Source organism: Streptomyces sp. NPDC104202 (assembly GCF_055584185.1).
Genome location: NZ_JBVJMN010000035.1, coordinates 23,681 through 45,241, shown reverse-complemented (window position 1 = coordinate 45,241; position 21,561 = coordinate 23,681). Strand labels below are relative to the sequence as shown.

At 73.8% G+C, this 21,561-nt stretch carries 17 protein-coding genes and 1 pseudogene; 12 read left to right on the top strand and 6 right to left on the bottom strand.

Annotated elements, in window-relative coordinates; translation table 11 throughout:
* Positions 1–83: 83 nt before the first annotated feature.
* Positions 84–878 (bottom strand): SDR family NAD(P)-dependent oxidoreductase, encoded by a 795-nt coding sequence (locus ACZ60W_RS22290; RefSeq protein ID WP_469757084.1) that lies wholly within the window; start codon positions 876–878, stop codon positions 84–86.
* Between the two features lie 195 nt (positions 879–1,073).
* On the opposite strand from ACZ60W_RS22290, the gene ACZ60W_RS22285 reads away from it, so the two are divergent.
* The 3 genes from ACZ60W_RS22285 (at position 1,074) to ACZ60W_RS22275 (ending at position 2,364) form a co-directional block, all read left to right on the top strand.
* Complete coding sequence (locus ACZ60W_RS22285; protein ID WP_469757083.1) at positions 1,074–1,622, top strand: GNAT family N-acetyltransferase; 549 nt, start codon at positions 1,074–1,076, stop codon at positions 1,620–1,622.
* Positions 1,623–1,901: 279 nt separating this feature from the next.
* Positions 1,902–2,171: a maleylpyruvate isomerase N-terminal domain-containing protein gene (locus ACZ60W_RS22280; RefSeq protein WP_469757120.1), complete on the top strand. Its 270-nt coding sequence runs from the start codon at positions 1,902–1,904 to the stop codon at positions 2,169–2,171.
* Positions 2,089–2,364 carry a hypothetical protein gene (locus ACZ60W_RS22275; RefSeq protein ID WP_469757082.1) on the top strand — a complete coding sequence of 92 codons (276 nt, stop codon included), beginning with the start codon at positions 2,089–2,091 and terminating at the stop codon, positions 2,362–2,364. Before ACZ60W_RS22280 ends, ACZ60W_RS22275 begins: the two co-directional genes overlap by 83 nt.
* Before the next feature lie 82 nt (positions 2,365–2,446).
* Here the strand turns inward: ACZ60W_RS22275 and ACZ60W_RS22270 are convergent, their stop codons facing one another.
* Positions 2,447–2,914: a PH domain-containing protein gene (locus ACZ60W_RS22270; protein WP_469757081.1), complete on the bottom strand. Its 468-nt coding sequence runs from the start codon at positions 2,912–2,914 to the stop codon at positions 2,447–2,449.
* A 469-nt stretch (positions 2,915–3,383) separates the two neighbouring features.
* Between ACZ60W_RS22270 and ACZ60W_RS22265 the strand changes: the two genes are divergently transcribed.
* Positions 3,384–3,857, top strand: a complete 474-nt coding sequence (locus ACZ60W_RS22265; RefSeq protein ID WP_469757080.1) for a hypothetical protein — start codon at positions 3,384–3,386, stop codon at positions 3,855–3,857.
* Positions 3,858–3,926: 69 nt separating this feature from the next.
* On the opposite strand, the gene ACZ60W_RS22260 is transcribed toward ACZ60W_RS22265, so the two are convergent.
* A complete protein-coding gene (locus ACZ60W_RS22260) occupies positions 3,927–4,247 on the bottom strand; it encodes a lysine transporter LysE (RefSeq protein ID WP_469757079.1) in 321 nt (106 codons plus the stop codon).
* Positions 4,248–4,582: 335 nt separating this feature from the next.
* Here ACZ60W_RS22260 and ACZ60W_RS22255 point away from each other — a divergent pair, with 335 nt between their 5' ends.
* Positions 4,583–5,233, top strand: a complete 651-nt coding sequence (locus ACZ60W_RS22255; RefSeq protein ID WP_469757078.1) for a YoaK family protein — start codon at positions 4,583–4,585, stop codon at positions 5,231–5,233.
* A gap of 111 nt (positions 5,234–5,344) precedes the next feature.
* Here ACZ60W_RS22255 and ACZ60W_RS22250 read toward each other — a convergent pair whose 3' ends face one another.
* On the bottom strand, positions 5,345–6,847 hold the full coding sequence (locus ACZ60W_RS22250; protein ID WP_469757077.1) for an APC family permease: 1,503 nt from the start codon (positions 6,845–6,847) through the stop codon (positions 5,345–5,347).
* Positions 6,848–7,031: 184 nt separating this feature from the next.
* Here ACZ60W_RS22250 and ACZ60W_RS22245 point away from each other — a divergent pair, with 184 nt between their 5' ends.
* Positions 7,032–7,727 carry a TetR/AcrR family transcriptional regulator gene (locus ACZ60W_RS22245; RefSeq protein WP_469757076.1) on the top strand — a complete coding sequence of 232 codons (696 nt, stop codon included), beginning with the start codon at positions 7,032–7,034 and terminating at the stop codon, positions 7,725–7,727.
* Between the two features lie 45 nt (positions 7,728–7,772).
* Here the strand turns inward: ACZ60W_RS22245 and ACZ60W_RS22240 are convergent, their stop codons facing one another.
* The gene (locus tag ACZ60W_RS22240; protein WP_469757075.1) at positions 7,773–8,834 is read right to left on the bottom strand and encodes a PucR family transcriptional regulator; all 1,062 of its coding nucleotides are present in this window, start codon (positions 8,832–8,834) and stop codon (positions 7,773–7,775) included.
* A 224-nt stretch (positions 8,835–9,058) separates the two neighbouring features.
* Between ACZ60W_RS22240 and ACZ60W_RS22235 the strand changes: the two genes are divergently transcribed.
* The 5 genes from ACZ60W_RS22235 to ACZ60W_RS22215 all read left to right on the top strand — a co-directional run bounded on the left by ACZ60W_RS22235 (position 9,059) and on the right by ACZ60W_RS22215 (position 19,614).
* Positions 9,059–9,283, top strand: coding sequence for a hypothetical protein (locus tag ACZ60W_RS22235; protein WP_469757074.1), 225 nt, complete (start codon positions 9,059–9,061; stop codon positions 9,281–9,283).
* Between the two features lie 193 nt (positions 9,284–9,476).
* Positions 9,477–11,531: a flotillin family protein gene (locus tag ACZ60W_RS22230; RefSeq protein ID WP_469757073.1), complete on the top strand. Its 2,055-nt coding sequence runs from the start codon at positions 9,477–9,479 to the stop codon at positions 11,529–11,531.
* Positions 11,532–11,624: 93 nt separating this feature from the next.
* Positions 11,625–16,298: a DNA repair ATPase gene (locus ACZ60W_RS22225; RefSeq protein ID WP_469757072.1), complete on the top strand. Its 4,674-nt coding sequence runs from the start codon at positions 11,625–11,627 to the stop codon at positions 16,296–16,298.
* A gap of 137 nt (positions 16,299–16,435) precedes the next feature.
* Complete coding sequence (locus tag ACZ60W_RS22220; protein WP_469757071.1) at positions 16,436–18,766, top strand: M9 family metallopeptidase; 2,331 nt, start codon at positions 16,436–16,438, stop codon at positions 18,764–18,766.
* A 113-nt stretch (positions 18,767–18,879) separates the two neighbouring features.
* Positions 18,880–19,614 (top strand): SOS response-associated peptidase, encoded by a 735-nt coding sequence (locus ACZ60W_RS22215; protein ID WP_469757070.1) that lies wholly within the window; start codon positions 18,880–18,882, stop codon positions 19,612–19,614.
* Here the strand turns inward: ACZ60W_RS22215 and ACZ60W_RS22210 are convergent.
* Positions 19,565–19,834, bottom strand: a pseudogene (locus ACZ60W_RS22210) (helix-turn-helix domain-containing protein); the annotation flags it as partial. The gene ACZ60W_RS22215 and the pseudogene ACZ60W_RS22210 overlap by 50 nt on opposite strands.
* 303 nt (positions 19,835–20,137) lie before the next feature.
* Between ACZ60W_RS22210 and ACZ60W_RS22205 the strand changes: the two are divergent.
* The gene (locus ACZ60W_RS22205; RefSeq protein WP_469757069.1) at positions 20,138–21,517 is read left to right on the top strand and encodes a cytochrome P450; all 1,380 of its coding nucleotides are present in this window, start codon (positions 20,138–20,140) and stop codon (positions 21,515–21,517) included.
* The last annotated feature ends 44 nt before the right edge of the window (positions 21,518–21,561 follow it).

The following is a 21,561-nucleotide window of genomic DNA, read 5'->3' as shown; positions in this document are numbered from 1 at the left end:
CCCCATCCGTCCCCCCCGCCCCCGGACCGGCCGGCCCCGTGTCCCTCCGACGGCAGGACGGGGGCGACGTGCCCGTGTCGCTCCTACGGCAGGATGGAGTCGACGTACCCGCCGTCCACCCGCAGCGCACCGCCCGTCGTCGCGGACGCCTGGTCCGACGCGAGGTACACCACCATCGCGGCGATCTCCGCCGGCTCGATGAGCCGTTGCAGCAGCGACTGCGGGCGGTACTCGCGCATGAAGACGCGCTGCGCCTCGTCCCACGGCAGGTCGCGGGCGACCAGCTCGTACACGAAGTCCTCGACACCGCCGGTGTGCGTCGGCCCCGCGATCACCGAGTTGACGGTGACCCCGGTACCCGCCGCCTGCTTGGCGAAGCCGCGTGTCACCGCGAGGAGGGCCGTCTTGGACATGCCGTAGTGGATCATCTCGGCGGGGATCACCACCGCCGAGTCGCTGGCGATGTTCTGCACCCGTCCCCAGCCGCGCCCGCTCATCCCGGGCAGGTACTGCCGGATGAGGCGCACGGCGGCCAGCACGTTGACCTCGAAGTAGCGCCGCCACTCGTCGTCGCTGATCTCCAGCGGATCCGCCTCGCCGAAGATGCCCAGGTTGTTCACCAGGACGTCCACCCGGGGGAGTGCCTCCGCCGCCCTCCGCGCCCCCTCCTCGCAGCTGACGTCCGCGACCACGGCGACCAGGTCCGCGCCCGGAACCTCCGCGCGGATGCCCGCCATGGCGCCCTCCACCCGTTCCTCCGTCCGCCCGTTGACGCCGACACGGGCGCCCGCCCGCGCCAGACCGGTGGCGATCGCGGCGCCGATGCCCTGCGTCGAGCCGGTGACCAGCGCGGTCCGTCCTGTCAGGTCGATGAGCATGGATGACGGGCTCCTTACGGATCTTCGGAATCGCTGCCTCACACCCCTACCCGCTCCGTACGGAGCGGCATCGACAAGCCCCCGTTCGCGGGGCGCCCGTCTGCCCCGGCGGCCTCCGCCCGGAGCCCCCCGCGCGGGTGTGACCGGCCCGCCTCCGCCGTTCACGTCCCGTCGCGGTGGGATAGGTTGCCCGGCATGACCGAACTCGGACCCGGCACCTGGCCGACCGCCCCGATACGGACCGAACGCCTCGTCCTCCGCGAGTCCGAGGCCCGCGATCGCGCGGCCTTCATCGACCTCTTCGCCTCCCCGGAGGTCGGCGCCCACATCGGCGGCGCCCGCCCGCGTGCCGAACTCGACGGCGCCGTGCCCGAGACCCCCGGCCGGCGCCCCGGCTGCTTCGTCGTCGAACGCGACGGAACGATGATCGGCATGGTCACCCTCGACCGGCGCGACCCCGAACGCCCCGGGCGCGTACGCCCCGAAGGCGGTGAGGCCGAACTCGGCTACCTCTTCCTCCCCCACTCCTGGGGCCACGGCTACGCCGCCGAAGCCTGCTCCGCCGCCCTGGCCTGGTTCACCGCCACCCTGCCCGGCGAGCCCGTCGTCCTCACCACGCGGACCGCCAACACCCGCGCCATGCGCCTCGCCTCCACCCTCGGCTTCACCGAGGTCACCCGGTACGAGGAGTGGGGCGCGGAACAGTGGTTCGGCGTACGCTCCGGCGGCCCGCAGCCCGGCTGACCGCGAGTCCGCCCGCCCGCGGCTCCCTCGCCACGCCCCGGCTGCGGCGCTCCACGACCAGGGCCCGCTGCAACCGCCGTTCCCGCCGCGCGCGTGAGGGCTGGAGAAGGCCGCGACCGACACCCGCCACGGCCCGCGCGGGGCGGGTGACCCCGAGGATCAGGAGCCGTTCCCTGCCGGACGGCATCAGGCAGTGCCCCGACGTGGACGGGGGCGCCGCGCGTCACGACCGCCTGCTCGACGCCTTCCGCCGGGAATGCGAGGCCCCTCACCGAGGCCCTGTCGGGACTCTCCGCCGCGGAGCGTGACCTCCCGACGCGCTGCACCCCCTGGAACGTCCGCGACCTGCTCGGGCACGTCTGCGTCGTCGTCGACCGGCTGCCGGCCATGCCGGCCGCGCCCGCGCCCGAACGGGCCGAGATCTCGGCGGCGGAGTACTACCGTCCGGACCCGGCACGGCGACGCCATGCTCCTCTCGGAGTTCCTCCTCACCCGGATCGTGGAAGTCGCCGTCCACGCCCTCGACCTCGCGGACACCCTCGGCCGTGACCCCTGGCTGACCCCGGAGGCGGGAGGGGCCGTCCTGCGGCTGCTCGTCGGCCCGGAGGGACTCGCGGCCGTCGACGACCTCGCGGGGAGCCGCGCCGGGTTCCTCCGCAAGGCCACCGGCCGGGAGCCGTTCGACGAGGCGGAGGCCCTCCGCATCGATCGACTCGGCCTCCGCCCGCTCGCCCTCGGCTGACGCCCTGACCGGAGGGGGTGCCGGTCCCGCCCCCGCCCGGCGCGCCCCCGCCTGGAGGCCGACCGCGGCCGTACGGCGGAGGTCAGGCGCAGTTGGGACATCCGGTGGTGTGGGTGGCGTGGAGGGACCTGATGAAGTCGAGGTCGGCCTCGGTCGCCTGACGGGAGTACGAGGCGAGGGCGCCGAGGCCCGCCTGCCCGCCGTCGCGGAGCAGCAGCTGCGGTGCCTGCGCGGGGGCCGTGCCGGGTCCGTCACCGGAGCGGACCGCGCTGATGGCGCACCAGGGAATGACCTTCGAGCGGCCCAGCCCCCGTTCGGTGAGGCCCGCCGCGTCGACGCGCACGCCCATCACACAGCTGCGGCACGCGACCCACAGGCCGGCGGCGCCGACGACGACGTAGAGCAGGACGGCGGCCGGGTCCGTCGTGATCAGGGGTAACGCCCCTAAACCCAGCACGGCGAAGGAGCCCCCCACCAGGAACAGCGCGACGCGTTGGCCCGGTCTGTGAAGGGTGCGTGTGGGTATCGGGTGCGGAGGTGTGGGTCTCATGGCCACGACCCTAGGGCGGCGGCGGCCGTCGCGGGGCCCAGTCCGGCGGCGACGGCGGATTCGATGCGTAGGGAGGCGGGGTATCAGTCCCTTGGGTTCACGTCGCGCACGGCAGGGCGCCGCGCGCGGGCCCCCGGAGGAGGCCGGGCGCGGGCGTCGTGAATGGTATGTCCGTTTGGACCCCCGATCCCCCCATCGTCGGGGGAAGTCGACCCGTATTCCGCGACGCAGCGGACGGAAGCGATCATCGGCCCACGACTCGTGGCAAGGTCGGCATTCAGTCGTGCAATGCGTCTCACTCGGTACAGCGGCCGCCGGGATCTGCCCAAAGCACCGGAAGGGGTGGAACCATGAGCCACTGCACCAGTCGATCGAATGGAAGTGCGAAGTGAGTAACCCTCCCGGATCACGCCCGCCGGGCAGAACGTGGACCGTCCGTCTCACCGGGCACCCCGACCATTCCGCCACGGTGACGTGCAGCACCGCGGCGTGCCGCATGCCCCCGCGCTCCAGGGACATCAACGCCCTGCGTCTCTTCGCCCACCAGCACGCGCACGCCCACGCACGCCTCGCCGCCCCCCGCCCCGGCGCCACCTGCGCCTGCGCCGCGGCCGAGTGCCGTTACCACGCCAACCGGGCGACCTGCGTGGGCCGCACCATGCTGCTCCTCATCCACAACCGCCTCGTCGGCGACGTGTGGACCCTCGCCGAGATCTGCCAGGGCTGCGCCCCGCACATCACCCACACCACGGTCCTCACCGGCGCCGCGGCCCCGCCCGGCACCTCGACCCCCGCACCCAGGACCCCGCCCCCCGCTCCCGTCCAGGTCACCTTCTCCTCCGAGCAGGCCGCCGGCCCCGACGACACCGCCGCCGTCCGCCGCAGCCAACGCCCGCCCCGCAGCCGCCAGAACCGCGGCAACGCCGGCCGCCGCACCCGCTGACCCGCGGGCCGCACCCCCGGCCCGCTGCGCCCGGGACGACGGGGGCGGCCCGCCCGCGTCCGCGGCGACCTACAGGCAGCCGCAGCCCGTGGCGTAGAAGAAGAGGAAGAGCGCCGTCGCCGCGGCGACGGCGAAGCCCGCGGCCGTCACGGCGGCGAGGCCCCGACGACGGTCGTTCTCGCGCGTCCGGAAGGTCTGCCACGCGCCGTGGGTCAGGAACAGACCGAGAAGTCCGGCACCCGCGAGGGTGAAGCGCGGGCTGAAGGACCAGCTCAGATAGCCGACCAGGACCAGGCACCCCAGCAGGAGGCACGCCAGCAGAGTGAGTACGGCCTCGCCGACGACCTCCCCCACGGTCTCCACCACGAACCTGCCGACACCCTTCGCCATCCGACGCACTCTCATCGAGCCCCCCGATCACGCATGCCGAGCCCTCCACCAGGGTCCGGTAGGAGGGACCCCGGTGGACACGGGAAGGTTGACGCCGAAGGCGGCGGATCCGGCGTGCGTGCCGGGCGTCCGGGGCGAGGGCGGCGCCCCGGGGGCCCGGCGCGGCCGTTCGGGGGAGTTGTGCACCCGGTGCGGCGGTGGGGTGCTCGGCGGGGGTGGGGCCTCTGCTGGAGTGGGCGGATGGTGAGGGTGCGGTCGGCGGTCGGTGGCAGGGGTGCCGCCGGGGTGCGGGCGTCGGCACGGCCGTGGTTCCGGCGGGCGAGCGCGGGTGCGCGGTGAGCGCGGTGGCGGGGTGGATGTTCCCCGAGGGCCACCGGTACGCCCGGACCGCCCCCCTGCTGTTGGTGCTGACGTTCGTCAGCGGGCTGGTGGACGCGGCGAGCTTCCTCGGGCTGGGAAGGGTCTTCGTCGCCAACATGACGGGCAACGTGGTGTTCCTGGGGTTCGCGCTGTCCGGGGCGGCCCAGCTGTCCGCGTCGGCGTCCGCGGCGGCGCTGGCCGGGTTCGTCGCGGGGGCGGTGGTGGGGGGTGCGTGGCGGAGGGACGACGAGCCGGCGAGGCTGTTCGCGCCGCTGGTGGCGGTGCAGGTGCTCCTGGTCGCGGTCGCCCTGGCCGCGCAGGGGGCCGAGTGGGGGCGCTACGCGGTGCTCGTGCCCCTGGCGTGCGGCATGGGCTTGCAGAACGCGGTCGTCCACCGGCTCGGGGTGCCCGACCTGACCACCACCGTGATGACGCGGACGCTGACGGCCCTGGCCGCCGACCGGCCGGGGCCCGCGGCCCTGCGCCGGGGGGCGTCGGTGGTGGCGCTCGCGGCCGGGGCGCTCGCCGGCGGCCTGCTGCACGCGTCCACCGGAGTCCCGGGCGTGCTCGTCGCCGCCCTGGTGCTGCTGGTGGCGGTCGCCTTCGCCGCGCGCCGACGGACGTGAGCGGGCTGGGATCGACGGATTCCGCGTCGCAAGGGGCTCCGACCCGCCGCGGTCCGACCGCGGTCCGACGGGACGCCGGCCGACCGGACCCGACTCGGACCGGGCAATCGGCTACCGCGACGCGTCCATCGGCAGGGAGATCGCGTCGGCGTCGGTGCCGCGGCCGGTGGAGAAGTAGGGGGAGCGGCGGCGCCACTTGGCGACCGCGGCGGCGAACAGGCCGGTGAGGAGGATCAGACCGGGGATGAGCAGCATGAACCAGCCGTTGTCCGGCGTGGCCTCGAAGTGGTCGCTCATGGTGGCGTACCGACAGGCCAGGTACAGGCCGAGACAGAACAGCACCAGGGCGCTGGCACCGGGGACGATCACCGCGCGCAGGGCCTCGCCCGGCCCCTCGCGCAGCGCTCCGCGGAAGCGCACCGCGCAGGCCAGCGCCGTGAGGCCGTAGTAGAGCGAGACGATGAGGCCGATGGAGTTCACGGCGGTCAGGATCATCAGGTTGATCCGCGGGATCCCGAGGGCGAGGACCGCGAGGGCGGCCGCCATCGCCATGATCATGACGGTGCCCGCGGCGGGTGAGCCGTAGCGCGGGTGGATCCTCGTCCACAGCCGTCCCAGCGTCCGGTCCCGGCCCATCGCCAGGGCGCCGCGCGCGGTGGGGATGACGGACGACTGGAGCGAGGCGAAGGCCGAGCACATCAGCGCGGCCAGGGGGAGCGATCCCCACGGCTCCGGCGCCAGCGTGCCGCCGAGGTGGGTCAGGGCCTGCGGCCCCTGGGCGATGAGCTCGCCGTCGTCCATCACCCGCTGGAACGCGATCGCCGCGAAGACGAGCAGCCCGAGCATGGCGAGCAGGGCGATGAAGCCGCCCCGGGAGGCGTCGGAGGGGTTCCTCGTCTCCTCGTTCACGGTGAAGGCCGCGTCCCAGCCCCAGAACACGAACACCGCCAGGACCAGCCCCTGGGCCAGGGACTGCGCGGACCCGATCGCGAACGGGTCGAGCCAGTCCCACGAGAACGGCTGGTCGCCCGAGACGATCGCCCACGTGCAGAACACCAGGAGCACGGCGTACTCGAAGACGAGCAGGGCCCACTGCAGGCGCGTCGCGGACCGCACCCCCGTCACGGCCGTCACCGTGACCAGCACCAGCGCCACCAGGCCGACCACCGTGCTGACCCCGGTGGAGCCCGGGTCCAGCGCGACGCCGAACAGGTTCCGCACCCCCAGCTTGTTCGCGAACTGCAGGATCACCGAGCCGGTGACGGCGCCCGTGTACGCCATGAACACGATGTTCGCGACGAGGACCACCCAGCCGGTCAGGAAGCCGGGCCAGGCGCCCAGGCTGCGGCCGACCCAGGTGTAGCCGTTCCCGCAGTTCGGCTCGGTGCGGTTCAGCCGGGCGTACGACAGCGCGATCCCGAGGATCGGCACCACGGCGACCAGCAGCAGCGCGGGCGTCTGCCGGCCCGCGTACAGGGCGAGCGCCCCCATGCCGATGCCGATGCTGGTGGTCGCGGCGGTGCTGGACGCCGCGATGGCGATCCCGTCGCGGACGCCCAGCGTGCGCCGCATCGTCGGCGCGGGCGGTGGCGTCTCGGGGAGGACGGCGGCCATGGAGCACTCCTTGGGGTGGCGGGAACCCGGTCCGGCCGCGGCCTGGGGAAACGGGTCTCCCGGACGGCGGCGGACGAGGGCTGTGCGCCGATGAAACCGCCGTGCCATAGTTGCGTCAATAAGTTGTCATAAGAGCGGAGCCGGACGTCCCGCCACGGGGGCGGCCGTCGACACGGAGGGCGACATGCCGGATCCCCAGCGCATCCCCGTCGGGCGCAGACGCCGACGGCCCACCCGGGGCGGCACCGTGCTCAGCGAGGAGCTGATCGTCACGGCCGCGCTGGAGCTCATCGAGGCACCGGGCGGGCGGGCCCTCACGGTCCGCCGGCTCGGCGAGGCGCTGGGATGCGACCCGTCGGCCGTCTACCGGTACTTCGCCAACACCGACGCGCTCCTCCTCGCGGTCGCCGACCGGCTCATCGGCGAGTCCCTGGAGGGCTTCACCCCGGGCGAGGACTGGACCGAGGCCCTGCGGGACTTCGCGACCCGCGTCCACCGCTCGGTGCTCCGCCATCCCCGGCTGGCCGCCGTCCGCGCCTCCCGGTTCACCGCCGGGCCCGCCGAGTACCAGGCCGTCGACACCGGCCTCGGCATCCTCCTGCGGGCCGGATTCCCGCCGGCCGACGCCGTGCGGCACTACCACGTCTTCATCGACACCGTCCTCGCCCACGCGGCGCTGGACGCCGAGGTCCGCGACCTCGACAGCGAGCAGAAGAAGCGGAACGCGTCGGCGTGGGCCGGCGCCGAACGCGGCCTGGCGGCGGACTCCCACCCCCACCTCAGGGCCGTGCTCGACCACCTGCCCGCGATGGCCGGCTCGGCCTTCCCCGACACGCTGGAGCTCCTCCTCGCCCAGTTCCGGGCCCGGCTGCCGGGGTGAGCCGCGGGGAGGGACCGGCGAGCCCGGCACGTCGACCGCTTCTCCTCACAGCTCCCGGTCGGGCCAGCCGAGCAGACGGGCGCCGATCACCGCCGTCTGGAGGGTGTAGCGGTGGACCGGGTCGCCGGGGTCCGACCCGGTCAGCCGGTGGATGCGGTCCAGCCGGTAGGTGACGGCCCGGACGCTGAGGTTCAGCCGCCGGGCGGCCTCGGCGGCGACGCAGCCCGTGTCGAAGTACGAGGCCAGGGTGTCGATGAGCGGCTGGGCGCCCCCGCGGGCCTCCCGGAGCGGGCCCAGGATGCTGACGACCAGATCGGCCATGGCCTGCCGGTCCCGTGTGAGGACGGGGTAGACCAGCAGGTCGGCGGCGTGCAGGACCGGTTCGTTCAGCTCCATGCGGGTGGCCAGGTCGAGTGCGTTCAGGGCTTCCTCGTAGGAGTGGACGACGCCGCCCGGCCCGGTGTGCGCCCGCCCGACGGCGACCTGCCCGCCGTCGGTCGCCGCGTACGCCTGCTTGGCGAAGAACGTCAGCACGTCGGGCTCGTCCGCCGGCGCGACGCAGATCAGCCGCCCGTCCTTCGTGGTGAGCAGGATGCGGCGGTGCCCGAAGCGGGCCACCAGGGACGACTCCACGTGCCGCGTCTCGGGGCAGCCGTCGTCGTACGGCACGCGGCCCTGCGCCACCGCCACGGCGTGCGCCTGGGCGAGCAGCAGACCGAAACGCTCGGCGCGCTCGGCGAGACGCCCCAGGTCGCTCCGCCCGTGCAGCAGGTCGTCGATGAACTCCCGCCGGAACGCCTCCTCCTGACGGATCGCCAGCCGCTGGGCCCGCTCGTGCCCCTCGGCGAATGCGTCCACGGCCCACTCGACGGCGGCAAGGAGGTGACCGGCCGCGGCCGGAGGCAGCTCCCGCCACAGGTCCTGGGCGGCGGCGAGATGGCTTCGGACCGACTCCCGCAGACCGACACCCGCTTCGGCGGCCCGCTCGCCCCGCGCGCGCAGCACGTCCAGTTCGTCGCGCCGCAGCCTGCGACCGGTCGCACAGGCGTCGGCCAGCGCCGCCGTGTACCCCTCCAGGTACTCCTCGGGTATGTCCCGCTCCGTCATGCCGCCCCCGCTTCCCCACCGTCGACCGTGGCTCCCCGCCGGGGAGCCGGGCCGGCGGCACGATCCCACGGGCTGCCACCGGCATCAAGAACGCGTCAAGACTGCCGGGTCACGGCAATGCGGGCAACCAGGGCTCCCTGTCAGCATGAGGTGGCCGGGGGGACATCACCGGCGGAATGCCGGGGACGGGAAGCCGCGTGCGGCGCGCACCGAGGGGGAGAGTGATGACGGATCGGACCGCCTCCGCGCGCCCCGTACCCCTGCGCGCGCCGCGGGCGGGCGCGGGCTTCCTCATGGCGGGTTCCTCCCCGCGCCGCCCTCGACGCCGCGCGACGGCGCCGCTGCGGCAGCCGGTCCCCGACGAACCCGGGCCGTCCCGGCAGGACTTCGCCGGCCGGACCGTGTCCCTCCGCGTGCCGCGGACGGGCACGGACCCCGACCGGACCTGAGTCACGCACGGGACGGCCAGCCCGTCGTACCCGACCCTCCGGCACGGCCCCGGCCGCGTCGGCGCCCCGCGGCAGCGTGCCGCGCCACGCGCCGGCGGCACCGGCGAGACGGACCCCGCGTGCCACGAGCACGCGGGCCCCGCATCGCCGTCCGGCCGCGCGTGCCTCCTCTTCGACCGACTCGGGGATTCCCATGGATGCCATCACCCTGGGCATCGGCCTGCTCGTCGCCGTTGCCCTGCTCGTCGCCCTCGCCCTCCTGTTCGTGCTCAGCCGGCTGTTCCGCAAGGTGGAGCAGGGCAAGGCGCTCATCGTCTCCAAGATGCGCAAGGTCGACGTCACCTTCACCGGGCAGGTCGTCCTGCCCGTGCTCCACAAGGCCGAGGTCATGGACATCTCGGTGAAGACCATCGAGATCAGCCGCACCGGCCGCGACGGGCTCATCTGCCGCGACAACATCCGTGCCGACATCCGCATCTCGTTCTTCGTCCGGGTCAACAAGACCGTCGAGGACGTCATCAAGGTCGCCCAGGCCATCGGCACGGCACGCGCCAGCGACAAGGAGACGCTGCAGGAGCTGTTCAACGCCAAGTTCTCCGAGGCGCTGAAGACCGTCGGCAAGCAGCTGGACTTCACCGACCTGTACACCAAGCGCGAGGAACTGCGCTTCCGCATCATCGAGATCATCGGCATCGACCTCAACGGCTACAGCCTGGAGGACGCGGCGATCGACTACCTGGAGCAGACCCCGCTCACCCATCTCGACCCTGGCAACATCCTGGACGCCCAGGGCATCCGCAAGATCACCGAGCTGACGGCCGTCGAGAACGTCCGCACCAACGAGTACCGCCAGAACGAGCAGAAGGAGATCACCCGGCAGAACGTGGACGCCCGCGAGGCCATCCTCGAACTGGAGCGCCGCCAGGCCGACGCCGAGATCAAGCAGAAGCGCGAGATCGACACCGTACGGGCCCGGGAGGAGGCCGAGACCGCCCGGGTCGTCGAGGAGGAGCGCCTGCGCGCCCAGAGCGCCTTCCTGCGGACGGAGGAACAGCTCGGCATCCAGCGGGAGAACCAGGCCCGCGAGGTCGCCGTCGCGCAGAAGAACCGCGAACGGGTCATCGCCGTCGAGAACGAGCGGATCGAGAAGGACCGGATGCTGGAGGTCATCGCCCGCGACCGCGAGACCGAACTCACCCGCATCTCCGCCGAGAAGGAGGTCGAGGCGGAACGGCGTGACATCGCCGAGGTGATCCGCGAGCGCGTCGCGGTGGACCGCACCGTGGCCGAGCAGGAGGAGTCCATCAAGCGGCTCCGGGCCGTGGAGGAGGCCGAGCGGGGCCGTCAGGCCGTCGTCATCGCGGCCGAGGCCGAGGCCCAGGAGAGGCTGGTCAAGGACATCAAGGCCGCCGAGGCCGCCGAGCAGGCCGCCGTCCACCGGGCCGCAGAGGAGCTCACGCTCGCCGAGGCCCGCCACAAGGCGGCCGACATGGAGGCACGCGCCAAGATCCGCCTCGCCGAGGGCATCCAGGCCGAGGCGGCGGCCGAGGGGCTGGCCGCCGCGCAGGTGCGGGAGCGGGAGGCCGACGCGATCGAGAAGGCCGGCCGGGCCGAGGCCGAGGCCACCGAGGCACGGCTGCGCGCCGAGGCGGCCGGCACGCGCGAGAAGGCGCTGGCCGAGGCGGCCGGCACCCGGGAGATGGCGCTCGCCGAGGCGACCGCGATCGGGGAGAAGCTCAAGGCCGAGGCGGCCGGGCTGACCGAGAAGGCGGCCGCGATGGCGGCGCTCGACGAGGCGTCCCGCACCCACGAGGAGTACCGGCTGCGCCTGGAGGCCGAGAAGGACGTCCGCCTCGCCGGGCTCGAAGTGCAGCGCCAGGTCGCGGAGGCCCAGGCCACGGTCCTCGCGACCGGCCTGGAGAACGCCGACATCAACATCGTCGGGGGCGAGTCGGTCTTCCTCGACCGCCTGGTCCAGTCGATCGCCCTCGGCAAGTCCGTCGACGGCTTCGTGGACCACTCGCGGACCGCGCGGACGCTCGCCGGGCCCTGGCTCGACGGCGAGGGTTCCTTCACCGAGGACCTGACCGCGGTGCTCGGGTCCCTCTCCAGCGCCGCCGTGCAGAACCTCAGCGTCTCGGCGCTGCTCGCCAAGGTCGTGAAGTCCGGGGTGCTCGACGCGGTGACCCCGGGCGAGAACCCGGCGCAGGCCGGGCCCGGCGCGCTCAACGGCGCGTCCAGGAACTGACCCTCCCCCGAGGAGTGGTCCATGAGGTCCGGTGCCGGCCACGGGGGTGCCGGCACCGGACCTCCGTCGCATCGGTACGAGGAGTGGAACGGCATGAGCACCCGGATCGACCAGGACACCTACGCCGTGCTGCGCGGCCGCCTCGCCGCGCAGGCGGCGGAACTGTCCCGGCGCGCCGTCGCCCTGAACGAGGCGCGCACCGCCGCCTTCGGCTCCGGCGGACTCGCCCTCACCGGCACCGAACGCCTGCGCACCGAGCGGAGCTGCCTCTCCCGGGACGTCGTCGCCGTCGGGGACGGCGTCCTGCTCCACGGCCGGCACACGGCCACCGCGGGGCGTCAGGGCGGGACCACCGTCGCCGACGTCCTCGCCCTGTACGACCGCGACCTGAACCCGCTGCCCGAGGACGCCGTCCCCGGGCTGCTCGACGACCCCGACTTCGTCAAGGAGTTCACGGCACTCCACCGCTACTTCCGGGGCGCCCGGCTGCTGCGGCTGCGGCGCGTGGAGAACCGGCTGCTCGCCGTCTTCCAGACCGGTGAGCAGGCCGACGACCTGCGCGTCCTGCGCTGGTCGGTGGGACCGTCCGGAGAGACGGCCTTCCTCGACGCACAGGGCGAGCGCGACCACGTCCTGCCTCCCGCGCACGACGTCGCGTGGGTGGAGACCACCCGCGACGACCACGTGCAGGGCAGGCACCCGCACATCTCGCTCGGCGGCCGCGCCTTCGTCTCCACCGTCGGCGGGCGGCTGACGGTGAAGACCGCGAACGACACCGGCACCGGCGACGGCGTCCACACCGAACCCGTCGAGGAGCCCCTGCAGTCCCTGGCCGACGCGGAGGTCGCGCACGCGACCGTCGGCGCCCTCCTCCTCATCCGGGTCCGCCCGTACAAGGAGGAGACCCGACGGCACCTCGTCCTCAACACCCTGACCGGGACCGTGGTCCGGCTCGACGGCCTCGGGCAGGCGTGCCTGCGGCTGCCCGACGACGAGGGCGTCGTGTTCCCCGGCGGCCACTGCCTCGCCTCCGGCGTCGTCAAGACCTTCGACACACCGACGGCCGAGCTGACGTTCGAGCGGGCCGTCCGCTCGCCGAACGGCGAGGACATCCTCTTCGTCTTCCACGCCCAGGAGGCGGGCCGCGGTCTCCTCCTCCCGTACAACCTCATCCGCAAGGAGATCGCCACCCCGCTCTCCTGCCGCGGCCACGCCCTCCTCGACGACGGGACGATGATCGTCCTGCGGGCCGAGGACGAGGAGCCGGGCCGCGTGCACCCGGTGCAGATCTGGCGGACCCCGTACGTCGCCGACACCCATGTACCGCCGCCGGCCGAGGGCCCGCTGGCCCGCATCGGCGACGCCGACCTCGTCCGGGGCATCTCCGACTGCCTGTCCGTCGCCCGGCAGGCCACCGAACTCACCCCCGCGGGCCCCGTCCACGAGGCGCTCGTCGCCGCCTGCGTGCGCGCGGCCGACACCCACCACTGGCTCGACGCCCCCGAGGCGGGGGACCTGCACACCCCCCTGGCCGCACTGCGCGCCACCGCCGCGCAGGTCCTCGACGAGTTCGCGGCCGTCGAGAAGCTCACCAGGGCGGCGGCCGAGGCCCTGGAGGAGGCCGGCGGGACCATCGCCGGGCTGGTCCGCCGCCTCCGGGGCGAGGCCCCCGCCACGGCCGAGGAGTGGATCGCGCGGATCACCGAACTCCGCCGGGCCCACGGCCACCTGACCACGCTCAAGGAGATGCCGCACGCCCGGACCGAGGCCGTCGACGCCCTCGCCGCCGACGTCGAGGCCGACATCGAGGCCGCAGCCCGCCGGGCCGTCGCCTTCCTCCGCCGCGACGACGCCTTCACCGCCCACCATGCCGACGCCGCCCGGCTCACCGACGAAGCCGGCGCGCTCACCAGCGCCGCGGCGGCGGGACCCCTCCGCGACCGGCTCGACACCCACACCCTCGGACTGGGGACCCTCAGCGAGATCGTCGCCGGCCTCGACATCGCCGACGCGACCGTCCGCACCGCCGTCCTGGAGCGCATCGCCGACGTCCTCGGCGCCCTGAACCGCGCCCGTGCCGTCCTCTCCGCCCGCCGCGCCGAACTCCTCGACCAGGAGGGCCGGGCGGAGTTCGCCGCCGAACTCGCCCTGCTCGCCCAGGCCGTCACCGGAGCGCTCGCCGCGGCCGACACCCCCGAGCGCTCCGACGAGGAACTGGGCCGCCTCCTCCTCCAGCTGGAGAACGTGGAGTCCCGCTTCGCCGAGCACGACGGCTTCCTGGACGAGATCGGCGACCGGCGCACCGAGATCCACACCGCCTTCACCGCCCGCAGACAGTCCCTCCTGGACGCCCGAGCCCGGCGCGCGGAGCGTCTCGCCGCATCCGCCGACCGGGTCCTGGAGACGATCGCCCGGCGCGCCGCCGCCCTGGGCGACCTCGACGAGGTCCACACCTACTTCGCCTCCGACCCCATGGTCGCCCGGGCCCGTCGCACCGCCGGCGAACTGCGGGAACTCGGCGACCAGGTCCACGCCGAGGAAGTGGACGGGCGGCTCGCCGCCGCCCGCCAGGAAGCCCGTCGTGCCCTGCGCGACCGCACCGACCTGTACACCGACGGCGGGGACACGATCCGGCTCGGCCGGCACCTCTTCGCCGTCAACCGGCAGGCGCCCGAACTGACCCTCGTCCCCACCGGGGACTCCCTCGCCCTGGCCGTCACCGGCACCGACTACCGCGCGCCCGTCACCGACCCCGGGTTCACCGCGACCCGGCCCCTCTGGGAGCGGACCCTTCCCTCCGAGTCGCCCGACGTCTACCGCTCCGAGCACCTGGCCGCACGCCTCCTCGCCACCCACTCCGCCGACGTCCTCCGGAGCACGGACCTCGAAGCCCTCGCGCGCCGGACGGCGGAGGCCGCCTACGACGAGGGCTACGAGCGCGGCGTCCACGACCACGACGCGGCCGCGATCCTCACGGCGGTCCTCGGGCTGCACGAGGGGGCCGGACTGCTGCGCCACCCCGGCGCGGCGCGGGCCGCCGCCCAGGACTTCTGGGCCCGCGCGACCACCCCCGACACCCGCGCCCAGTTCACCCACCGCGCGGTCGCCCTCACCCGCGCCCGCGACCTCTTCGGCGCCGCCTCGGCCGTCGACGGACTCCGCCGCGAACTCGCCGAGCACATCGGCGACCCGACCGCCGCCGCCTACCTCGTCGACGAACTCGCCACCGGCCCGGCGGGCTTCGCCGTCTCCGGCGCGGCCCGCACCCTCCTGGACACGTTCCGCCACACCGTCGGCACCGCCGGCTTCGACGACGCCCTCGACGTCGTCACCGAGCCCCACGCCCGCAGGCAACTCGTCGAGGCGTGGCTCACCGCCTACGCCGCGTCGTCCGGCGAGCGCCCCGACGAGGGCGTACTCGCCGAGGCCGTCGCCGTCGCACTCCACCCGGAGCTGGACCGCTACGAGGTGGACGCCCCCACCACCGCCACCGTCGGCGGTCTCCTCGGCGCCCATCCGCGCCTGGAAGGGCGCACGCTCACGCTGCGGCTCGACGAGTTCCTCACCCGGACCGGCGCCTTCGCCGAGCGGGACGTCCCGGCCTTCCGCGCCTACCAGCACCGCCGCGCCGAGCTCCTCACCGCCGAACGGGCCCGCCTGCGCCTGGCCGAGTACCGCCCCCGCGTCATGTCGTCCTTCGTCCGCAACCGGCTCGTCGACGAGGTGTACCTGCCGCTGATCGGCGACAACCTCGCCCGCCAGATCGGCGCGCGGGGCGACGCCAAGCGCACCGACTCCCACAGCCTCCTCCTGCTCCTCTCCCCGCCGGGCTACGGTAAGACCACCCTGGTCGAGTACGTCGCCGACCGCCTCGGCCTCCTCCTGGTCAAGGTCGACGGCCCGGCCCTCGGCCAGGGCACGACCTCGCTCGACCCCGCCGAGGCGCCCGACGCCGCCGCCCGCCGGGAACTGGAGAAGATCGGCTTCGCCCTCTCGGCGGCGAACAACGTGCTGCTGTACGTCGACGACATCCAGCACACCGCCCCCGAGTTCCTCCAGAAGTTCATCCCCCTCTGCGACGCGACCCGGACCCTCGACGGCCACGACCTCCGGGGCAAACGCTTCGCCGTCTGCATGGCCGGCAACCCCTACACGGAGGACGGGCACCTCTTCCGCGTGCCCGACATGCTCGCCAACCGGGCCGACGTGTGGAACCTCGGCGACGTCCTCACCGGAAAGGAGGACGCCTTCGCCCTGAGCTTCGTCGAGAACGCCCTCACCTCCCACCCCGACCTCGCCCCGCTCGGCGGACGCGACCGGGCCGACCTGGAACTCCTGGTCCGGCTGGCCTCCGACGACCCGACCGCGCGCCGCGACCGTCTCGCCCACCCTTACGCCCCCGCCGACCTGGACCGCCTCCTCGCCCTCCTGCGCCATCTGCTCACGGCCCGCGACACCGTCCTCGCCGTCAACGCGGCCTACATCGCCTCCGCCGGCCGCGCCGACGACACCCGCACCGAACCGCCCTTCCGGCTCCAGGGGTCGTACCGCAACCTCAACCGCATCGCCGCCCGGCTCTCGCCCGCCCTCGACGCCGCCGAGCTGGCCGCCCTCGTCGACGACCACTACACCGCCGAGGCCCAGACCCTCACCGCCGACGCCGAGGCCAACCTCCTCAAACTCGCCTCCCTGCGCGGCCCCCTGAGCCCAGCCCAGGCGGCCCGCTGGACGGAGATCACCACCGCCTACGCACGACGCGGTCGTTGACAACGAATCAGTTGCGGAGCGCGAGTAATCCGGTCCGAAGGCTTCCAGTGAAGTGCGACATGTGAAATTTTACACGTCACACATCAACTGCCTCGTGTCCCAGCACGCGGCCACAACGGCCCCGGAGGCCCCCACAGATGCACCCCTTCCGGATATCGAAGGACCACGCGCGCAGACTTCCGGCGCTCGGCGCCGCGGTCCTGATCACGCTCGGCCTGCTCGCGCCGCAGAGTCAGGCCGCCTCCGCCGGCGCCACGGCCCCGACCGGCGCGACCGTACGGACGATGGCTGACCCGGCGCCCCGCTCTCGCCCCGTCCCCAAGTCGCCCGACGCGACGAACAGCAACCCCCGTTTCCACCTCTCCTCGCAGGACGGCACCGAGGAGACCGTCCCGCCCGCGCCGACCGCCACCCCGACCGCCACGGCCAGGAACCGCTCCTCGGCCGCCGCCGACGACTGCGGCGACCTGTCCCGCGTCATGGACGCGACGGGCGCCGCGCTGGTCCGGGAACTCAAGGCGCTGCCCCGGATCGACTGCACCTACCCCCTCTTCGGCCTGACCGGCGAGAACGCCCGCAAGACCTTCCGCGAAGCCCAGATGGTCACCGTCGCCGACGCGTTGCGCGACGCCTCCACGACCTACCCCGGCGACAACCGGGCCGCGACCGGTCAGCTGGTGCTGTTCCTGCGCGCCGGCTACTACGTGCAGGACAACCACGCGGACGTCGTCGGCGACTACGGCACGACGCTGGACGGCGCGGCCCGCGGCGCCCTGGACGCCTTCTTCGCCGCGCCGCGCAGCAAGGACGTCACCGACGCCAACGGCGAGATCCTCAACGAGGTCGTCACGCTCATCGACAGCACCCACACCGCCGGCCGGTACGCCGGCGTCGTCAAGTGGATGCTCGCCGGCTACGACGCCACCTGGCCCGCCCGCATGAACCTCGCGATGCAGCACGTCGAATGGGTCGTCGAGAACGGCTTCAAGGCCAAGAACGACGCCCGCGGCTGGCGCGCCGCCCTCAAGGCCGACCCCGCCCTGCTCGACACCTGGGCCGGCTTCGTCACCCGCAACGGAGCACAGCTCAACCGCCTCGACACCGTCAGCAACGTCGGCCGCTACCTCGGCTACGCCCTCGACGTCCCCGAGCTCAAGGACCGCGTCCGCCCGCTCCTGAAGGACCTGATCAACCGCTACCCCAACGTCGGCCCCACCGCGCCGCTCACCATGAACCTCGGCTGGTACACGCGCCAGTACGACCGCGGCAACTGCGCCGCCTACGCCATCTGCGACCTGGGCGGCCGCGTCCTCCCGGCGATCCTGCCCCTCCAGCACACCTGCACGCCCGCGCTGAGGATCCGCGCCCAGGACATGTCCCCCGGCCAGCTGGCCGGCACCTGCACCAGCCTCGTGAACCAGGACGCCTACTTCCACCGGATCATCGGCGACCAGGGCGCCATCCCCGGTGACGTGAACACCGACCTCGAGGTCGTCGTCTTCGACGACTACACCCAGTACGCCCTGTACGCCTGGGCCATCTACGACATCGACGTCGACAACGGCGGCATGTACGAGGAGGGCAACCCGGCGGCCCCCGGCAACCAGGCCCGCTTCATCGCCCACGAGGCCCACTGGCTGCGCCCCGACTTCCAGATCTGGAACCTCAACCACGAGTACACCCACTACCTCGACGGCCGCTTCGACATGTACGGCGACTTCGAGGCCGGCATGACGACGCCGACCATCTGGTGGGTCGAGGGCATCGCCGAGAACATCTCCTTCGGCTACCGCGACGAGCGCAACGCCGACGCGATCGCCGAGGCCGGCAGGCAGACCTACAGGCTGAGCGAGCTCTTCGACACCGTCTACGGCCAGGACGAGGACCCCGAGGTCAGTTCCGGCCGGGTCTACCGCTGGGGCTTCCTCGCGGTCCGCTACATGCTCCAGGCCCACCCCGCCGACGTGCAGACCGTCCTCGGCCGGTACCGCAGCGGCGACTGGAACGGCGCCCGCGTCTTCCTCAAGCAGACGATCGGCACACGCTACGACGCCGGGTTCGCGACCTGGCTGACCACCACCTGCGCGACGGACGACTGCGGTCCGCTCCCCGAGGCCCCCGCCGCCCCGACCAGCCCGCTCTGCACCCTCGCCGACCCCCGCCAGTTCGACGGCGACTGCCGCCGCGACCACCTCACGGCCGCCGCAGGCAACTACAGCTACCACTTCGTGTACCTGCCCGCCGGGGTCCGCCGGCTGAGCCTCACCAGCAGCGGCGGCACGGGCGACGCCGACCTCTACTACGGCGGCGGCAGCTGGGCCACCACCGGCAGCCACCTCGCCAAGTCCACCTCCAGCGGCAACGGCGAGACCCTGACGATCGACAACCCGCCCTCCGGATGGGTCTACTTCAGCCTCGCCGCCGCCCAGGACTTCAGCGGCGTCACCCTGTCCACCCACACCGGGTGACCCCCTCCGCCGGGGCCGGCCCACCCGGCCGGCCCCGGCGGAACCGGCCCCCGGCGTCGGGACGATCGCCGTTTCCCCACCCCCGGCGCCGGACGGCGTGACACAGTGGCCCCATGTGCGGCCGCTACACATCCACTCGCAGTCCCGAGGACCTCACCCAGCTCTTCCAGGTGACCGAATGGCGCCCCGAGGAGGCCCTGGCGCCCAGCTGGAACGTCGCCCCGACCGACGAGGTCTACGCGATCCTCGAACGCGCCGGCCACGGCGAAGGCGGGGAGGTCACCCGCCGGCTCCGGGCGGTGAAGTGGGGACTCGTCCCCTCCTGGGCCAAGGACCCGAAGATCGGCTCCCGGATGATCAACGCCCGGGTGGAGACCGTCCACGAGAAGCCCGCCTACCGGCGCGCCTTCGCCAGACGCCGCTGCCTGCTGCCGGCCGACGGCTTCTACGAGTGGGAACCGCTCAAGGACGAGGCGACGGGCAAGGTCCGCAAGCAGCCGTACTTCATCACCCCCTCCGACGGCCAGGTGATGGCCATGGCCGGCCTCTACGAGTACTGGCGCAATCCCGACGTCGCCGCCGACGACGACCCCGAGGCCTGGCTGACCACCTGCACGATCATCACCACCGAGGCCACCGACGCCGCGGGCCGCGTCCACCCCCGCATGCCCCTCGCCCTCACCCCCGACCATTACGACACCTGGCTCGACCCCCACCACCAGGACACCGACGACCTCCGCGCCCTGCTCACCAGCCCCGCCGACGGTCTCCTCACCGTCCGCCCCGTCTCCGCCGCCGTCAACAACGTCCGCAACAACGGCGCCCACCTCCTCGACCCCCCGCGCTGACCCGCCGCCGGGCCGGCTGGCGCCCCGGTGCCACCAGGCCCGACTCGTAGGCGACGATGACGAGTGGAGCACGGTCGCGGACGGAGAGGCGACCCATGATGCGGCTGACGTGAGTCTTGACGGTGAGGGGGGAGAAGAGGGCGTCGCCCGCGGCCACGGTGCGGATGGCGACGAGGAGTTCGGCCGGGCGGATGTCCTCGACGACGAAACCGGAGGCCCCGAGCAGGGTGGGCAGCAGCGTCGTCATCGCGAGCAGCGCGCACGGCCCGGACTGCTCCCGGGGGAGTAACGGCGGTACACCACCGGGACGTACGGCCGAGGCACCTCCGCAGGTGCGTCCCCTTCCCGCAGCCGGCCGCGCCGCCGGGCGTCAACCCGACGGCGACCCGGGTGACCGCCCCTGAGCTGCGGCGTTCCGCACCGGCCGCTGTCCCCCCACCAGGCTGCTCTGAACACCGCCCACCGACCCGGCGGGTCCCGCCCCTCCCCGTGCCGGGACCACCCAGAGGAGCCGCACCGCGTCATGAAGGACTTCCGATCGATCCCCGCCGCTCCCCGGGCGCTGCCCCTGCTCGGGCACGTCGTGCCGCTGCTGCGGGACCCCCTGGCGTTCCTGAACTCGCTGCCCGCCCACGGCGATCTGGTCCGCGTCCGGCTCGGCCCCGCCGGCATCGTCGTCATCTGCGATCCGGAACTGACCCGCCGTGCCCTGCTGGACGACCGCGTCTTCGACAAGGGCGGTCCGCTCTACGACCGTCTGCGCGAGGTGATCGGCGACGGCGTGGTCTCCTGCCCGCACCAGGCGCACCGACGGCTCCGGCGGCTGTCCCAGCCGGCCTTCCACGCGGCCCGGCTCCCGGACTACGCGCGCGTCATGACCGCCTGCGTCCAGGAGACGACCGACGCCTGGAGCGCCGGCCGGATCCTCGACGTGCCCGCCGAGATGATGAACACCAGCTCGCGGATCATCACCGCCACCCTGTTCTCCGACGCGCTGTCCCCGGCCGAGCACGGCCGGCTCGTCGACGACGTCACCACCGTGGTCGGGAGCCTCTACCGGCGCATGTTCCTGGTCCCGCCGCTGGACCGCCTGCCCACCCCCGGCAACCGCGCCCACCTGGCCGCCCGGGCCCGCCTCCACGCCACCGTCGAGCGGCTCGTCGGCCGGCGCCGCGCCGACGGGGCCGACCACGGCGACCTGCTCTCGGCCCTGGTCGCGGCCCGCGATCCCGGGGACGACCGCCCCGGCATGACCGGCGCCGAGATCAGCGACACGATCGTCTCCTTCGTCCTCGCCGGGATCGAGAGCACCGCCGCCGCGCTGTCCTCCGCCGTGGACCTCCTGGCACGCCATCCCGACGTCGAGCGCCGACTGCACGCCGAGGTCGACGCCGTCCTGGGCGGGGCGCCGGCGACCCACGCCGACCTGCCGCGCCTGCCGCTGACCGAACGCGTCGTCACCGAGACCCTCCGGCTCCGCCCTCCGGGCTGGTTCTTCACGCGGAAGGTCACCACGGACACCGAACTCGGCGGGTACCGCCTGCCGACCGGGACCAGCGTGGCGTACAGCCCCTATCTCATCCACCACCGCGCCGATCTGTATCCCGACCCCGAGGCGTTCGTCCCCGACCGCTGGGCCTCACCGCATCCCCGGCCGCCGCGCCACGCCTTCCTCCCGTTCGCCGCGGGCGCCCGCAAGTGCGTCGGCGACTCCTTCAGCATGGTCGAGACCACCCTCGCCCTCGCGACCATCGCGTCCCGGTGGCGGCTGGAGCACCTCACCGAGCATCGCGGCCGCCTCGCCGCCGCCGTCACGCTCGAACTCCGCGACCTGCACATGCGGGCGTGCCCCCGCGTCCCGGTGGCCGCACCGGCCGGGCGATCCGCCGGAGGGGCGTCCTGAGGGAGGGGGACTGAAGGGGCGGGGAGCGGGCCCCGCACCCCGCC